The organism is Marinospirillum sp. (genome assembly GCF_044810985.1).
Classification (GTDB): domain Bacteria; phylum Pseudomonadota; class Gammaproteobacteria; order Pseudomonadales; family Halomonadaceae; genus Marinospirillum.
The window spans coordinates 2,316,980-2,332,340 of record NZ_CP085242.1 but is presented as its reverse complement, the minus strand read 5'-3'; the positions used below and the strand labels follow the sequence as shown (position 1 = coordinate 2,332,340).

The window sequence follows — 15,361 nt, the reverse complement described above, 5'->3', positions numbered from 1 at the left end:
AGTCTTGATCTATAAAACCGCTTGGGTGTTATATGGTCAAGCCTCACGGGTCATTAGTATCGGTTAGCTCAACGCATTGCTGCGCTTCCACATCCGACCTATCAACCTTGTGGTCTTCAAGGGCCCTTTAGGAGGATCAAGTCCTCAGGGAGACCTTATCTTGAAGGGGGCTTCCCGCTTAGATGCCTTCAGCGGTTATCCCGTCCGAACATAGCTACCGGGCAATGCCATTGGCATGACAACCCGAACACCAGAGGTTCGTCCACTCCGGTCCTCTCGTACTAGGAGCAGCTCTTCTCAAGTCTCCAACGTCCACGGCAGATAGGGACCGAACTGTCTCACGACGTTCTAAACCCAGCTCGCGTACCACTTTAAATGGCGAACAGCCATACCCTTGGGACCGAATTCAGCCCCAGGATGTGATGAGCCGACATCGAGGTGCCAAACACCGCCGTCGATGTGAACTCTTGGGCGGTATCAGCCTGTTATCCCCGGAGTACCTTTTATCCGTTGAGCGATGGCCCTTCCATACAGAACCACCGGATCACTAGAACCTACTTTCGTACCTGCTCGACGTGTCTGTCTCGCAGTCAAGCACCCTTATGCTCTTGCACTCATTGGCTGATTTCCGACCAGCCTGAGGGTACCTTTGTGCTCCTCCGTTACTCTTTGGGAGGAGACCGCCCCAGTCAAACTACCCACCACACACGGTCCCTGATCCAGATAATGGACCTAGGTTAGAACCTCAAGATTGCCAGGCTGGTATTTCAAGGTTGGCTCCATGCAAACTGGCGTCTGCATTTCAAAGCCTCCCAGCTATCCTACACAAGCAATATCAAAGTCCAGTGTGAAGCTATAGTAAAGGTTCACGGGGTCTTTCCGTCTAGCCGCGGATACACAGCATCTTCACTGCGATTTCAATTTCACTGAGTCTCGGGTGGAGACAGCGCCCCCATCATTACGCCATTCGTGCAGGTCGGAACTTACCCGACAAGGAATTTCGCTACCTTAGGACCGTTATAGTTACGGCCGCCGTTTACCGGGGCTTCGATCAAGAGCTTCGCTTGCGCTAACCCCATCAATTAACCTTCCGGCACCGGGCAGGCGTCACACCCTATACGTCCACTTACGTGTTTGCAGAGTGCTGTGTTTTTAATAAACAGTTGCAGGGGCCTGGTATCTTCGACCGACTTCGGCTCGGTTTGTGTAAACGTCACCTAGTGTCGGCGTGCCTTCTCCCGAAGTTACGGCACCATTTTGCCTAGTTCCTTCACCCGAGTTCTCTCAAGCGCCTGGGTCTTCTCGACCTGACCACCTGTGTCGGTTTGGGGTACGGTTTGTTGTGATCTGAAGCTTAGAGACTTTTCTTGGAAGCGTGGCATCAACGAGTTCGATTCCCCGAAGGTCCTCTTCCTCTCGCATCTCGGCGTTGCACCCCCGGATTTGCCTAAGGGTACCGCCTACTTGCTTTCACCAGGACTACCAACGCCTGGCTCGCCTAGCCTTCTCCGTCCTCCCATCGCAATCACAACAAGTGCAGGAATATTAACCTGCTTCCCATCGACTACGCCTTTCGGCCTCGCCTTAGGGGCCGACTCACCCTACCCTGATTAGCATGGGATAGGAAACCTTGGTCTTCCGGCGGGGGAGTTTTTCACTCCCCTTATCGTTACTCATGTCAGCATTCGCACTTGTGATACCTCCAGCAGACTTCTCAATCCACCTTCGACGGCTTACACAACGCTCCTCTACCGCTCATCATAGATGAACCCGCAGCTTCGGCACCTGGTTTGAGCCCCGTTACATCTTCCGCGCGGGCCGACTCGACTAGTGAGCTATTACGCTTTCTTTAAAGGGTGGCTGCTTCTAAGCCAACCTCCTAGCTGTTTTTGCCTTCCCACATCGTTTCCCACTTAACCAGGATTTTGGGGCCTTAGCTGGCGGTCTGGGTTGTTTCCCTTTTCACGACGGACGTTAGCACCCGCCGTGTGTCTCCCGTGCTCACACTCACCGGTATTCGGAGTTTGCATGGAGTTGGTAAGTCGGGATGACCCCCTAGTCCAAACAGTGCTCTACCTCCGGTGGTGATACACGAGGCGCTACCTAAATAGCTTTCGAGGAGAACCAGCTATCTCCGGGCTTGATTAGCCTTTCACTCCGACCCACAGGTCATCCGAATCTTTTTCAACAGATTACGGTTCGGTCCTCCAGTTGATGTTACTCAACCTTCAACCTGCCCATGGGTAGATCGCCCGGTTTCGGGTCTATTCCCAGCGACTGCGCGCCCTATTAAGACTCGGTTTCCCTACGGCTCCCCTATACGGTTAACCTCGCCACTGAGAATAAGTCGCTGACCCATTATACAAAAGGTACGCCGTCACCCAACAAGTGGGCTCCGACTGCTTGTACGCATACGGTTTCAGGATCTATTTCACTCCCCTAACAGGGGTTCTTTTCGCCTTTCCCTCACGGTACTGGTTCACTATCGGTCAGTCAGGAGTATTTAGCCTTGGAGGATGGTCCCCCCATCTTCAGACAGGATTTCTCGTGTCCCGTCCTACTCGTTTTCACTGAAAATGCATTTTCGCGTACGGGGCTATCACCCGCTATGGCGGCACTTTCCAGAGCCTTCCGCTAACACAAATTCAACTTAAGGGCTGCTCCCCTTTCGCTCGCCGCTACTCAGGGAATCTCGGTTGATTTCTTTTCCTCGGGGTACTTAGATGTTTCAGTTCTCCCGGTTTGCCTCCAGCACCTATGTATTCAGTACTGGATACCCAGCTTACACTGGGTGGGTTTCCCCATTCAGAAATGTCCGGATCACAGTCTGTTTGCCGACTCCCCGAACCTTATCGCAGGCTTCCACGTCTTTCATCGCCTCTGACTGCCAAGGCATCCACCGTATGCGCTTCGTCACTTGACCATATAACCCCAAGAAGTTTTCCTAAAAAGGAGCTAATCCTTTTGGGGCTTATCAAATAACTGTTCAACGATTTTTCGCCGGATACGCTTGAGACTGATGTCCATTGCTGCCTCAGTGAGCAGCAACAAACGTATCGCTTTGACTTTTAAAACTTGAATCTTGCATTGTTAAAGAGCAAAAAGCTGATCTTCAGCTTCTCTGGCATCAGAGCCATTCATGTGAGCACTTACGGGAGGTTTGGGCCGTCGTTAAGGAGGTGATCCAGCCGCAGGTTCCCCTACGGCTACCTTGTTACGACTTCACCCCAGTCATTAACCACACCGTGGTAACCGCCCTCCCGAAGGTTAAGCTAGCTACTTCTGGTGCAATCAACTCCCATGGTGTGACGGGCGGTGTGTACAAGGCCCGGGAACGTATTCACCGCGGCATTCTGATCCGCGATTACTAGCGATTCCGACTTCATGGAGTCGAGTTGCAGACTCCAATCCGGACTACGACCGGCTTTTGCGGATTGGCTCCCCCTCGCGGGTTAGCAACCTGTTGTACCGGCCATTGTAGCACGTGTGTAGCCCTACTCGTAAGGGCCATGATGACTTGACGTCGTCCCCACCTTCCTCCGGTTTGTCACCGGCAGTCTCCTTAGAGTTCCCGACTTAACTCGCTGGCAAATAAGGATAGGGGTTGCGCTCGTTACGGGACTTAACCCAACATTTCACAACACGAGCTGACGACAGCCATGCAGCACCTGTCACAGAGTTCCCGAAGGCACCAATCCATCTCTGGAAAGTTCTCTGGATGTCAAGAGTAGGTAAGGTTCTTCGCGTTGCATCGAATTAAACCACATGCTCCACCGCTTGTGCGGGCCCCCGTCAATTCATTTGAGTTTTAACCTTGCGGCCGTACTCCCCAGGCGGTCAACTTAGTGCGTTAGCTGCGCCACTAAGAACTCAAGGCTCCCAACGGCTAGTTGACATCGTTTACGGCGTGGACTACCAGGGTATCTAATCCTGTTTGCTCCCCACGCTTTCGCACCTCAGCGTCAGTATCAGTCCAGAAGGCCGCCTTCGCCACTGGTATTCCTCCACATATCTACGCATTTCACCGCTACACGTGGAATTCTACCTTCCTCTACTGTACTCTAGCTTGCCAGTTCCAGATGCCGTTCCTAGGTTGAGCCCAGGGCTTTCACATCTGGCTTAACAAACCGCCTACGCGCGCTTTACGCCCAGTAATTCCGATTAACGCTCGCACCCTCCGTATTACCGCGGCTGCTGGCACGGAGTTTGCCGGTGCTTCTTCTGTGGGTGACGTCACAGCTTACGGGTATTAACCGCAAACCTTTCCTCCCCACTGAAAGTGCTTTACAACCCGAAGGCCTTCTTCACACACGCGGCATGGCTGGATCAGGGTTGCCCCCATTGTCCAATATTCCCCACTGCTGCCTCCCGTAGGAGTCCGGACCGTGTCTCAGTTCCGGTGTGGCTGATCATCCTCTCAGACCAGCTACGGATCGTCGCCTTGGTGAACCTTTACTTCACCAACTAGCTAATCCGACATGGGCTCATCCGATAGCGTGAGGCCGAAACCCCACTTTCTCCCGTAGGACGTACGCGGTATTAGCCTTCCTTTCGAAAGGTTATCCCCCACTATCGGGCAGATTCCCATGCATTACTCACCCGTCCGCCGCTCGACGCCTGGGAGCAAGCTCCCATCGTTTCCGCTCGACTTGCATGTGTTAGGCCTGCCGCCAGCGTTCAATCTGAGCCATGATCAAACTCTTCAGTTTAAAATCATCGATTCATTGAGTGAATCAAACTTGGCTCAAGGTTCAAACGAATAATTGAGTTCAAGAATTAACCTGAATCTCGACGAGTCGCTTGCCTTGATGTTTTGTTGACTGAACTGCCTTTTCCGAGAAAAAGTGCAGCGCCACAAACCATCCCGCAAGCGCCCACATGAATGTACCTGATGCTTCATTCTTAAAGAGCGTTGATTAAAAGCGACTAAAAGCCCTTCCAATCAAGAGGCGCACATTCTATCAAGTTGCGCCTCAATGTCAAGCTTTATTTTTCAGAATCTCTTAAAAAAACAACCTGAAAACAAAGACTTAAACCTCTTGCCCAACCCGGCTCAACAAGCCCTGCCCGACAAGAGAGGCGTATTATAGGGACTAAAATGATAGATGCAAGGGGTTTTTAATAGAAATGTCATTTCTATTTCAAATGCACCCGTGCATACTTCTTTTTACCGACCTGGATAACCTGTACGCTGCCCTTGGACAAGCGGCAATCCCCCGCCACTTCTTCATGGTCAACCTTGACTGCGCCGCGTTTCACGGCATCCTTGGCCTGGGCTGCATTGGTAGTCAAACCAGCGCGATTGATCACAGCAACGATCGGCAGGTCAGTCTCGCCTTCCAGATCAACTTCCACTTCCGGCAGGTCTTCGGGTAGCTCGCCTTCAGCCAGTCGATTGCCCGCAGACTTGTGAGCATTGGCAGCGGCTTCCTCATTATGGAAACGGGTAATCAGCTCGCGCGCCAGAAGGATTTTGATGTCACGAGGGTTGGCTCCCGACTCAACTTCTTTTTTTAATTCAGCAATTTCTTCCAGGCTGCGAAAAGACAGTAGCTCAAAGTAACGCCACATTAGACTGTCTGGCATGGAAACAATTTTATTGAACATCACACCCGGCGTTTCATCTATTCCCACATAGTTGCCCAAAGACTTGGACATCTTCTGTACGCCATCCAGACCTTCCAGCAATGGCATGGTAATCACCACCTGCGGCTCTAGCCCCTTGCTTTTCTGGATTTCGCGACCCATAAGAAGGTTGAACTTCTGATCCGTCCCGCCCAATTCAACATCAGCATCCATGGCCACCGAGTCATAACCTTGAATCAAGGGGTAAAGAAACTCATGAATGGCGATGGGCTGGTTGCCCTTGTAGCGCTTTTCAAAATCATCCCTTTCCAGCATCCGGGCCACTGTAGATTGAGCCGCCAGTTCAATCAAACCTGCTGCGTTCATCTCTCCCATCCAATGAGAATTGAACATAACCTGGGTTTTGTCTGGGTCCAGAATTTTGAACACCTGCTCTTTGTAGGTTTCGGCATTGGCTTTGACTTCAGCTTCTGTCAGCGGCTTTCGGGTTACGTTTTTACCTGTAGGATCACCAATACGACCGGTAAAATCACCAATCAAAAACAGCACCTCATGACCCAGATCCTGGAACTGACGCAATTTGTTGATCAGCACCGTATGGCCCAGATGAAGGTCAGGAGCGGTGGGGTCAAATCCCGCCTTGATGCGCAAAGGCTTGCCGGCTTCCAGCTTTTTAACCAGTTCATCTTCAACCAGGATTTCATGGGTGCCACGTTTGATCAGCTCAAGTGCTTCTTGAGTGGTGCTCATTGCTTTTCCTTTCAATTCGGTGATGGGGGCCGGAACACAGCTAGTGTGCCCAAATTTATTGTGGCAGAGTATAACATCACCCTTAACCGCAATGAGAGCCGGTACAACACATGACAAACAGGAAAATTTATGGTGGTCTGATGTCAGGCACTAGCCTGGATGGTGTTGATGGCTTGCTGCTCAGCTTCACCGGCGACCACCAATTGCAGGTTTTAGCCCGAAGCAGTCTCCCTTTCCCCGACGAGTTGCGGGATCGACTGCTGAATCTTGCCCAGTCTGAAAACATCAGCTTTACCCATCTTGCTGATGCCGAGCAGGCATTGACCCGGCATTATGCGCTTTGTTGGCAAGAGCTTGAAAAGCAAGCACCGGGCATCCGGCCTGAAGCACTGGGCTGTCATGGTCAAACCCTGGAGCACCGTCCGGCAATAGGTTATAGCCTGCAGCTCTTGGACCCCAGTCTTCTGGCAGAATTGACCGGCTGTAATATTGTTTGTGATTTTCGTCGACGGGATCTTGCTGCTGGCGGCCAGGGCGCTCCTCTGGTTCCTGCTTTTCACCGTGGCTTTTTAAGCTCGGCCAAGGAAGACCAGATAATTGTTAATCTGGGCGGTATTGCCAATCTCACCTGGCTGCCCTGCAATCCGGCACAGGAATCCCTGGGCTTTGATACCGGGCCCGCCAATCTGCTACTTGATGCCTGGTGCTGTAAACACCGGGGAACCAAGCAGGATGAAAATGGCCATTGGGCCAGAAGCGGTCAGGCAAACCAGAAACTTCTGGATCAACTGCTCAAGGAAGCCTATTTCAGTGCTCCCTATCCAAAGAGCACCGGGCGTGAAATGTTTAATCTTGCCTGGTTGGAGAGACAGCTTGAGGAAAATGATGCACAGAATTTGAACGCCGCCGATATTCAAGCCACGCTGGTGGAATTGACGGCTGCCAGTCTTTGTCAGGCCATACAGCAGCTTGACCCACAGCAGAAGGCCCGGGTTTTGATCTGTGGAGGGGGAAGTAAAAACACCTATTTAATGGAAAGAATCACCGGACTGGCCCGACCCCGAAGCGTCGCAACTACAGAGAGCGCAGGCTTGCCGCCCCAGGATGTGGAAGCGGCCGCTTTTGCCTGGCTTGCCCAGCAGCATCTGCTTAATAAACCCGGCAATCTCCCCAGTGCAACAGGGGCACAAGGGCCAAGAGTTCTAGGTGGATTTTATCCAGCTTAAATGGAAAAGGAGGAGCCACAACCACAGGTAGTGCTGGCATTGGGGTTGGTCAGCGTAAAGCGCGACCCTTCCAGTCCCTCCATATAGTCCAAAGTGGAGCCAACCAGGTAGGGGTAACTCAAAGCATCCAGCACAAAGCGCGCACCCTGCTCCTCAACCACGGTGTCGTCTTCCTGAATAGCTTCAGCAAAATCAAAACCGTATTGAAAACCAGAGCAACCCCCACCGGTCACATAAACTCTCAAGACCAGGCTGGGATTCTGCTCTTCACTGATCAGGGCCTTCAGCTTGGCTACTGCAGCCGGGGTAACTAAAAGCGCCTGAGGAACAAAACTTACTGCAGAAGTCATAAAGGAAACTCCATTAATCTGACTCGGCAGTCTGCCTTAACCAAGTAATTTAGTCAAGTATAAGCCTGCCCAGCAACGACCCTAGGGCCACTGCTGGGAGCTCCACCCTTACTTATCCACACCGCCTTTGACAGGAGGTACAGATTTATCAGCAGCAGGGGCTGGGGCACCTGAGGCTACGGCTGGCTTGGGCTGAATTTTGTCTTCTTTTTTCGGGTCATTGACGGGCGCCATGGAAGGTTGAGGTTTTTCCCGTGTGACCTGTTTGGGCATCTTGGGTTTTTCACTGCCTTTCAGGTTTTTATAGCGATGCGCCATACGGCCATCCACCTGAGCACCCATCACCATTTCTATGGTGTTATAGAAGATATTTCCTTTCACAGCAGCTTTGGCAGCCAGCTCTATGTGTTCACAGGAGTGCACATCACCCACCACGCCACCATTGACGATCACATGGGGTACAGACACCTCACCTTCAACAACACCCTTGTCACTGATGCGTAGCACAGCTTTTGAGTCATCATCAGCAATGATGTTGCCATAAACCTTTCCATCAACGTGCAGCCCACCCGAAAAATGGATATCGCCAACAATTTCGGCCTTGCTGGAAATCAGGGTGTCAAAATGGTTGCTTGGAGGAGCGTTTTTACCAAACATTTACAGGGCCTCCTGGGTAGACCAATCAAATTCTTGTTCAATACGCATAGCTTTTCTTCCGGTTGATTGCAGTATGACCTGGACTTTTTCAGGCTCGAAATCTTCGGGCAACTGTAGCTGCCCGGCAACATTCTGGAAGAAGCGGAATCTGAAGCGCACACTTAAGTCGTCTACGTCAGAAGAAACATCTTTCAGTGGGATCGTCACATTCTGGGTTTCGCCACGCTTACCAATAATACTGACCAATGCCCGCCCTTCAATAAAGGTATTGTTATCCGTGACCTGGGTAATGACCAACTGATATTCGTAGGCCCCATCCACTTCCGTTGGCTTCAAATCAAAGCTGTCGATGCGCAAACCCTGATCCACTTTTTCCGGTGCCATCACCCGCTGATAAAAGTGCAGTTCATTTTCCAGTTGCGCAATTCGCGCATTGAGATTCAATACAGTCTGCTGGACTTCCCGGTAGGCGCGACGATCAACAGCATTGCTGCTTTCCGTGACCAAGACCCGACGGCGTAATTCCTTGAGTTCTTCTTCCTGCTCACGAGTCACCACGCGCAGCTCATCCCGCTCGATCACAGCGGTACCGCGTTCATGCCAGATACTCCAGCGACCGTAATAGTAACCACCCACACCCAGCGCAAGCATAATAAGAGCAATCACTGCCCGTACCAAAAAGCGCTTGAGCGGACTGTAGGCTACTATTTCAAGGCGCTCATGTTGTCCTGTATTCATTGTTCTGTATCCAAAAACAAAAAAGCTCCAAAGTTCAAGGCAATAAGCCTGCAAACTTTAAACCGGTTGACTCATCCAAGCCAAACATAATATTCATATTTTGAACCGCCTGGCCACTGGCACCCTTAACCAGATTATCAATAACGGCCAGTACCACCAGCAGATCACTCCCATGCGGCCGGTGCAGTGCCAAACGACAAATATTGGCTCCCTTGACACTGCGGGTTTCCGGGCAGGATTCCCAGGGCATTACATCCACACAGGGTTCATCCTTATAGCGTTCTTCAAAAACAGCCTGCAGTTCGGCATTACTCATTTGCTGCTGCTCAGGCTTCAGGTGTACATAAAGCGTGGCATGAATGCCGCGAATCATGGGGGTCAGATGAGGCACAAAAGTAATGCCCACAGGTTCAGCGGCTGCCAGTGACAAACCCTGGGTGATCTCAGGATGATGGCGATGCTTACCCACAGAATAGGCTTTCATGCTTTCTGCAGACTCGCAGAAAAGCGAACCCACTTTGGCACTGCGGCCGGCACCAGACACGCCCGACTTGCAATCGGCAATAATACCCTGGGTGGCAATCAGTTTTTTCTCAAGCAAGGGGATCAAGCCCAGTTGCACAGCTGTCGGGTAACAGCCGGGAACAGCTATCAGGCGGGCCTGCTGTATTTTTTCCCGGGTCACTTCCGGCAAGCCGTAAACGGCCTGGGGTAAAAGCTCGGGAGCGCCATGGGGCTGGCCATACCATTTTGCCCATTCAGCAGCATCCTGAAGGCGAAAGTCGGCGGAAAGATCCACGACCCGTGTACCGGCAGCCAGCAGATCGGCAGCCAGGGCATGGGCGACACCGTGCGGAGTGGCAAAAAACACCAAATCGCATGCAGCCAAGGCTTCAGCATCGGGCTCTGAAAAGCGCAGCTCCTTGTAGTGATCCCTCAGACTGGGGAACATGTCAGCAACAGGGGTGCCTGCATCTGAGCGTGAAGTAATCACTTTTACATTGGCTTCGGGATGCACGGCCAGGAGGCGAAGAAGCTCGACACCTGTATAACCGGTTCCACCCACTATCCCCAAATTGATCACTTTCACCTCCACACGAACTGTCAATATCAATCAAAAGTTTAGCGCTGAATCATACACAAAATCAGCTTGCATGTATGTCACCTTTTTGATGCTCTTCAGGTAACAATTTGCTACCGCTTACTTCGTACCCGTCAGTTAAGGTATGCTAAGCCTTTTATTGAATTCAAGGGGCAGCATGAGTTATCTCTGGTTAAAGGCCTTTCATATAATGGCCATAGTCACTTGGTTTGCCGCACTTTTTTATTTGCCTCGTTTGTACGTCTATCACACCCTGGCACTTCAGGAAGAAGACAACAAAGCAAGTGAACGGTTCAAAATCATGGAGCGCAAGCTTTATCGTGGCATCATGATGCCTTCCATGCTGGCCGTTGTTTTGCTGGGACTGGGTTTACTCAGCCTCAACTTTTCCGGCTATATGCAGCAGGGCTGGATGCATGCCAAGCTCTTGCTGGTTGTCCTCCTGCTCATTTATCACTTCTGGTGCGGCCATCTGCTCAAACGCTTTGCCGAAGACCGGAATCAGCAGACTCACGTCTGGTATCGGGTGTTCAATGAGCTGCCGGTGTTCCTGCTGATTTTCATTGTCCTACTGGCCGTTATTAAACCCTGGTGAACCATGCTTGAGCCTGGAATCAATCAACACTTTCAAAAAAGCTACCCCTGTGTTCTTGCCATAGGTGGGCACGACCCCTGCAGCGGAGCCGGTATTATAGCTGACAGCCAATCCCTGCTGGCTTTGAAGGCCTGGCCGCTGACCCTGATTACTGCAACCACCAGCCAGAACACCCATCAGGTTGACCGGGTTTACCCCCAGAGTGCAGAGGTGTTTGCCGAACAACTCGAGACCCTGACCCGTGATCTAAGGCCCAAAGCCATCAAGCTGGGCGTGCTTGGCAGCCTGGAAATCCAGCAGGTCTTGGTTGAGTGGCTACAGCGTCATCCTGATATCCCCCTGATCCTCGATCCGGTGGTGAGCAGCACTTCCGGTCAAAGCTTTCTGGATGCTTCCCAGCTTGAGCATTTTCTGGAGCATCTGCTTCCCCTGGCCAGTGTGATCACACCCAACCTGCCTGAACTGGCACTTCTTGCCCCACGGCCTGCCGCCACTGCCCAGAAAGCCAGAGAGCTGATCCGGCGCGGTTGCAAAGCGGTTTTGGTGACCGGTACGCATGCCGAAACCCAGGCGGTTCGCAACCAGCTTTACACCTCTCTCAACTCTTCCGTTATAATCAGTCGTTGGCCTCGCCTTCCCCATGAATATCATGGTTCCGGCTGCACCCTGGCAGCCGCTCTGGCGGCACTCCTGGCAAGAGGTGAGTCTCTGGAAATCGCTTCCAACCTTGCCCAGGATTTCACCTGGCACAGCTTGAAACAGGCTTTGCAACTCAGTGAAGGTCAGCACTTGCCTTTGCGAATCAAGGATAACCAGCATGCTTAGATATCACCCTCTACAAGGGATCTATGCCATTACTGATAGCCATCTTCTACCCGATGACACCCAGCTTTTTGATGCGGTTGAAGCAGCCTTGCGAGGTGGTCTGGCCTGCCTTCAGTATCGTGACAAGCAGGCCGATGCCAGCAAAGCACTGCGTCAAGCCCGGGTGCTGGCGGATTTGTGCAAAAACTACTCAACGCCCCTGATCATTAACGATGATGTGCAATTGGCCAAAGCCTGTCTGGCTGAAGGCGTCCATCTGGGCCAGGATGACGGCTCTCTACTTCATGCCCGCGAGTTTCTGGGGCGCCAGGCGCTAATAGGCCGCACCTGCCATGCCAACCTGGAGCTGGCTGAGCAGGCTGTAGCCGAGGGTGCGGACTACCTGGCTTTTGGTCGCTGCTACCCCTCGCAAACCAAACCCTTTGCTCCTGCTGCCCGCCCCGAAATCTTTGCCCGTGCAGCCCATCTTGGACTTCCTCTCGTGGCGATCGGGGGGATCAACACGCCGGCCAGAGCGGCAGCAATCCAGGCTGCCGGAGCCGAACTCATTGCCGCTGTGGAAGGTATCTTTGCACAGCCCGATCCCGAAGAAGCCGTACGCAATTATCACCAGGCTCTTGAAAACTCCTATCCCAATTCATCACCAACCGAGGTACATCATGACTCGCTCAGCAGAACTTTTTGAACGCGCCCAGAAGTCCATTCCCGGCGGTGTCAATTCGCCAGTGCGTGCTTTTAAAAGTGTCGGCGGCACCCCCCTGTTCATCAAGAAGGCTGAAGGTGCCTACATGGTGGATGAAGACGATCGCCGCTATCTGGATTATGTCGGCTCCTGGGGCCCTATGATCACTGGCCATGCCGATCCTGATGTGCTGAATGCCGTGCGCTCACGCCTGGACCTGGGGCTTTCTTATGGTGCGCCCACCGGCCTGGAAACCGAAATGGCCGAGTTGATTTGTGAGTTGGTTCCTTCCATGGACCGGGTGCGCATGGTTAATTCCGGCACGGAAGCCACCATGAGTGCTATTCGCCTGGCGCGTGGCTTTACCGGTCGCGACAAGATCGTCAAGTTCGAGGGCTGCTACCACGGCCACAGTGATTCCCTGTTGGTCAAAGCCGGTTCCGGCGCTCTGACTTTTGGTGTCCCCACTTCCCCCGGTGTGCCTGAAGACTTTGCCAAACATACCCTGACGCTGACCTTCAACGATGCCGAAGGTGTGCGCGAGTGCTTCAAGGAGCTGGGTGATCAGATTGCCTGCATTATTGTTGAACCGGTTGCGGGTAACATGAACTGCATTCCGCCCCAGCCCGGTTTTCTGGAAACTCTGCGTGAAGTCTGTGATGACAGTGGTGCCCTGCTGATTTTCGATGAAGTCATGTCCGGCTTTCGTGTGGCTCTGGGCGGCGCCCAGGAGGCTTATCAAATCACTCCTGATCTCACCACCCTGGGCAAAATTGTCGGTGGTGGCCTTCCCGTCGGTGCTTTTGGCGGCAAGGAAGAAGTCATGAACCAACTGTCTCCGATGGGACCGGTTTACCAGGCGGGCACTCTGTCCGGCAACCCTCTGGCCATGGCGGCAGGCATTGCTCTTTTAAGCAAATTGCGCCAGCCCGGTTTTCACCAACAGCTCAGTGATTTTACTCACAAGCTCTGTACCGGCCTGGAAGCCAGGGCCAAGGCTGCGGGCATTCCCCTGGTTACTCAACAGGCCGGAGGTATGTTCGGCATCTTCTTTACTGATGCAGCCACCGTCACCACCTTTTCTGAGGCCACCCAGTGCAACCTGGAGCAGTTCAAGCAATTCTTTCATGCCATGCTGGATCAGGGGGTTTACCTGGCTCCTTCTGCTTATGAGGCCAGCTTTGTTTCCGCTGCACATGGTGAGGAAGAACTGGAATTCACCCTGGCCGCTGCTGAAAAAGCCTTCGCCCAACTCAAGGCAGGAGCAAAGTGATGACCGACACCCTGATCCAGACTCTGAAAACCTCGGCTGCTTTCCCGCATCCAGCGGAAGCCATCCAGGTGCGGGAGACCCACATATCCTGGGTACTGCTGACCGGTGACTTTGCCTACAAGATCAAAAAACCGGTGGATTTCGGTTTTCTGGACTACTCCTCTCTGGACAAACGCAAACACTTTCTGGAACTGGAAATGCAGCTCAACCAGCGCCTGGCTCCCGAGCTGTATCTGGAGGTCCTGCCTATTTCCGGCACTTCGGAAGCACCCCGTATTGGCGATGCCAGTGATCCCTTTGAATACACCCTGAAAATGCGCCAATTTGATGACAGCCAGCTGCTCAATGCCCTTCAGCAACGCGGCGAACTCAAGGAAGAGCACCTGCTGCAACTCTCCGATGAAATTGCTGAATTTCACCAACAGCTTGCGGGTCACCAGCCGCCTGATGACCTGGGAACCGCCGAGGCCATCTGGGCACCCGCGCAGCAAAACTTTGAGCAGATCCGGGGTCTGCTGGATGATGAGGAGGCTCTCAAGCAGCTAAAGTTGCTGGAAGACTGGTCAGTGGACACCTTCGAGCGCCTTAAAGACACCTTCAACCAGCGCCATGCCGATGGCTTTGTCCGTGAATGCCACGGTGACCTGCACCTGGGCAATGCCACCCTCTGGCAGGGCAAGGTGGTGGCTTTTGATTGCATTGAGTTCAATCCCGGCTTTCGCTGGTGTGATGTCATCAGTGACCTGGCCTTCCTCTTGATGGATCTGGAAGATCGTGGCCTCAAGCAGCTGGCCAACATCACCCTGAACCACTATCTGGAAAAAACCGGTGACTATGAAAGCCTGCAATTGCTTTGCTTCTACAAGGTTTACCGGGCACTGGTACGCGCCAAAATCAATCTCTTCCGACTCGGTCAACCCGGCCTGGATGATGAAGACAAGGCCGCCGTTATCCGCCAGTACCGCAGCTATACCGATCTGGCGGAAAGCTACACGGACTTTAATTCACCCTATCTGATGATCACCTACGGGGTTTCCGGCAGCGGGAAAAGCACCCTGACGGAAAATATTGTCAGGGAACTGGGGGGGATTCGTATCCGCTCCGATGTTGAGCGCAAGCGGCTTTTTGGCCTGGATGCTCAGGCCAACAGCCACTCAGCTGTTGCGTCCGGTATTTATACACCTGAAGCCAGTGAACAAACCTACCAGAGGCTTTCCGATCTGGCTGATCAGGTGCTGCGTTCCTGCCACCCGGTTACCCTGGATGCCACCAATCTCAAACGCGCCCAGCGTGACCGTCTGAGAGATGTCGCCGAAAACCTGGGTCTGCCCTCACTGATTATTGCCCTCAAGGCGGATGAAGCCACCCTGAGGCGGCGCATCACCAAGCGCCAGCAGGAAGGTGAAAAGGTTGCCGAGGCTGACCTGGCCGTACTGGAGCAGCAACTGGCCAGCAGGGAACCACTCAATGAAGATGAACTCGGTTGCGCAGTCACTGTGGACACCGATGCCCCGGCTGCCAGCCAGACACTGGTCAAGCTGATCAGGGATCACCTCAAACTGGAAGGCTGAAACCAC

11 protein-coding genes and 2 rRNA genes are annotated in these 15,361 nt (G+C 52.9%); 6 read left to right on the top strand and 7 right to left on the bottom strand.

Features of this window, described 5'->3' with window-relative positions; genetic code table 11:
• Positions 1-32 precede the first annotated feature (32 nt).
• The 3 genes from LG323_RS10930 to tyrS all read right to left on the bottom strand — a co-directional run bounded on the left by LG323_RS10930 (position 33) and on the right by tyrS (position 6,336).
• A 23S ribosomal RNA gene (locus tag LG323_RS10930) occupies positions 33-2,923 on the bottom strand.
• A 249-nt stretch (positions 2,924-3,172) separates the two neighbouring features.
• Positions 3,173-4,709 (bottom strand): 16S ribosomal RNA (locus LG323_RS10925).
• The 16S and 23S rRNA genes sit together here, the layout of an rRNA operon.
• 427 nt (positions 4,710-5,136) lie before the next feature.
• Positions 5,137-6,336, bottom strand: a complete 1,200-nt coding sequence (tyrS, locus tag LG323_RS10920; protein ID WP_404416025.1) for a tyrosine--tRNA ligase — start codon at positions 6,334-6,336, stop codon at positions 5,137-5,139.
• Between the two features lie 110 nt (positions 6,337-6,446).
• Here tyrS and LG323_RS10915 point away from each other — a divergent pair, with 110 nt between their 5' ends.
• Entirely contained in the window at positions 6,447-7,562 is a 1,116-nt protein-coding gene (locus LG323_RS10915; protein WP_404416022.1) for an anhydro-N-acetylmuramic acid kinase, read from the top strand.
• Here the strand turns inward: LG323_RS10915 and erpA are convergent.
• The 4 genes from erpA to argC form a co-directional block, all read right to left on the bottom strand.
• Positions 7,559-7,912, bottom strand: a complete 354-nt coding sequence (erpA, locus tag LG323_RS10910) for an iron-sulfur cluster insertion protein ErpA (RefSeq protein ID WP_404416019.1) — start codon at positions 7,910-7,912, stop codon at positions 7,559-7,561. The two genes, LG323_RS10915 and erpA, sit on opposite strands and share 4 nt — an antisense overlap.
• Positions 7,913-8,020: 108 nt before the next feature.
• On the bottom strand, positions 8,021-8,569 hold the full coding sequence (locus LG323_RS10905) for a polymer-forming cytoskeletal protein (RefSeq protein ID WP_310695787.1): 549 nt from the start codon (positions 8,567-8,569) through the stop codon (positions 8,021-8,023).
• The gene (locus LG323_RS10900; RefSeq protein WP_310695788.1) at positions 8,570-9,307 is read right to left on the bottom strand and encodes a DUF6776 family protein; all 738 of its coding nucleotides are present in this window, start codon (positions 9,305-9,307) and stop codon (positions 8,570-8,572) included. It lies immediately after the preceding gene.
• A 34-nt stretch (positions 9,308-9,341) separates the two neighbouring features.
• On the bottom strand, positions 9,342-10,391 hold the full coding sequence (gene argC / locus LG323_RS10895) for an N-acetyl-gamma-glutamyl-phosphate reductase (RefSeq protein ID WP_310695789.1): 1,050 nt from the start codon (positions 10,389-10,391) through the stop codon (positions 9,342-9,344).
• Positions 10,392-10,566: 175 nt separating this feature from the next.
• On the opposite strand from argC, the gene hemJ reads away from it, so the two are divergent.
• Genes hemJ through LG323_RS10870 form a run of 5 tightly spaced genes read left to right on the top strand, consistent with a single transcriptional unit; the run spans position 10,567 to position 15,355 of the window.
• Positions 10,567-11,004 carry a protoporphyrinogen oxidase HemJ gene (gene hemJ, locus LG323_RS10890; protein ID WP_404416014.1) on the top strand — a complete coding sequence of 146 codons (438 nt, stop codon included), beginning with the start codon at positions 10,567-10,569 and terminating at the stop codon, positions 11,002-11,004.
• Positions 11,005-11,007: 3 nt separating this feature from the next.
• Positions 11,008-11,829, top strand: coding sequence for a hydroxymethylpyrimidine/phosphomethylpyrimidine kinase (locus LG323_RS10885; RefSeq protein WP_404416011.1), 822 nt, complete (start codon positions 11,008-11,010; stop codon positions 11,827-11,829).
• Entirely contained in the window at positions 11,822-12,514 is a 693-nt protein-coding gene (gene thiE / locus LG323_RS10880; protein WP_404416008.1) for a thiamine phosphate synthase, read from the top strand. The genes LG323_RS10885 and thiE overlap by 8 nt, the downstream gene beginning before the upstream one ends.
• On the top strand, positions 12,489-13,784 hold the full coding sequence (gene hemL, locus LG323_RS10875; protein ID WP_404416005.1) for a glutamate-1-semialdehyde 2,1-aminomutase: 1,296 nt from the start codon (positions 12,489-12,491) through the stop codon (positions 13,782-13,784). The genes thiE and hemL overlap by 26 nt, the downstream gene beginning before the upstream one ends.
• On the top strand, positions 13,784-15,355 hold the full coding sequence (locus LG323_RS10870; protein WP_404416002.1) for an AAA family ATPase: 1,572 nt from the start codon (positions 13,784-13,786) through the stop codon (positions 15,353-15,355). The genes hemL and LG323_RS10870 overlap by 1 nt, the downstream gene beginning before the upstream one ends.
• Positions 15,356-15,361: the final 6 nt, after the last annotated feature.

Excerpts from the sequence above, each read along its gene's own strand:
- LG323_RS10905 (WP_310695787.1), bottom strand. The coding sequence starts at position 8,569 with ATGTTTGGTAAAAACGCTCCTCCAAGCAACCATTTTGACACCCTGATT.
- tyrS (WP_404416025.1), bottom strand. The coding sequence starts at position 6,336 with ATGAGCACCACTCAAGAAGCACTTGAGCTGATCAAACGTGGCACCCAT.
- LG323_RS10870 (WP_404416002.1), top strand. The coding sequence starts at position 13,784 with ATGACCGACACCCTGATCCAGACTCTGAAAACCTCGGCTGCTTTCCCG.
- LG323_RS10900 (WP_310695788.1), bottom strand. The coding sequence starts at position 9,307 with ATGAATACAGGACAACATGAGCGCCTTGAAATAGTAGCCTACAGTCCG.
- LG323_RS10915 (WP_404416022.1), top strand. The coding sequence starts at position 6,447 with ATGACAAACAGGAAAATTTATGGTGGTCTGATGTCAGGCACTAGCCTG.
- erpA (WP_404416019.1), bottom strand. The coding sequence starts at position 7,912 with ATGACTTCTGCAGTAAGTTTTGTTCCTCAGGCGCTTTTAGTTACCCCG.
- hemJ (WP_404416014.1), top strand. The coding sequence starts at position 10,567 with ATGAGTTATCTCTGGTTAAAGGCCTTTCATATAATGGCCATAGTCACT.
- LG323_RS10885 (WP_404416011.1), top strand. The coding sequence starts at position 11,008 with ATGCTTGAGCCTGGAATCAATCAACACTTTCAAAAAAGCTACCCCTGT.
- thiE (WP_404416008.1), top strand. The coding sequence starts at position 11,822 with ATGCTTAGATATCACCCTCTACAAGGGATCTATGCCATTACTGATAGC.
- hemL (WP_404416005.1), top strand. The coding sequence starts at position 12,489 with ATGACTCGCTCAGCAGAACTTTTTGAACGCGCCCAGAAGTCCATTCCC.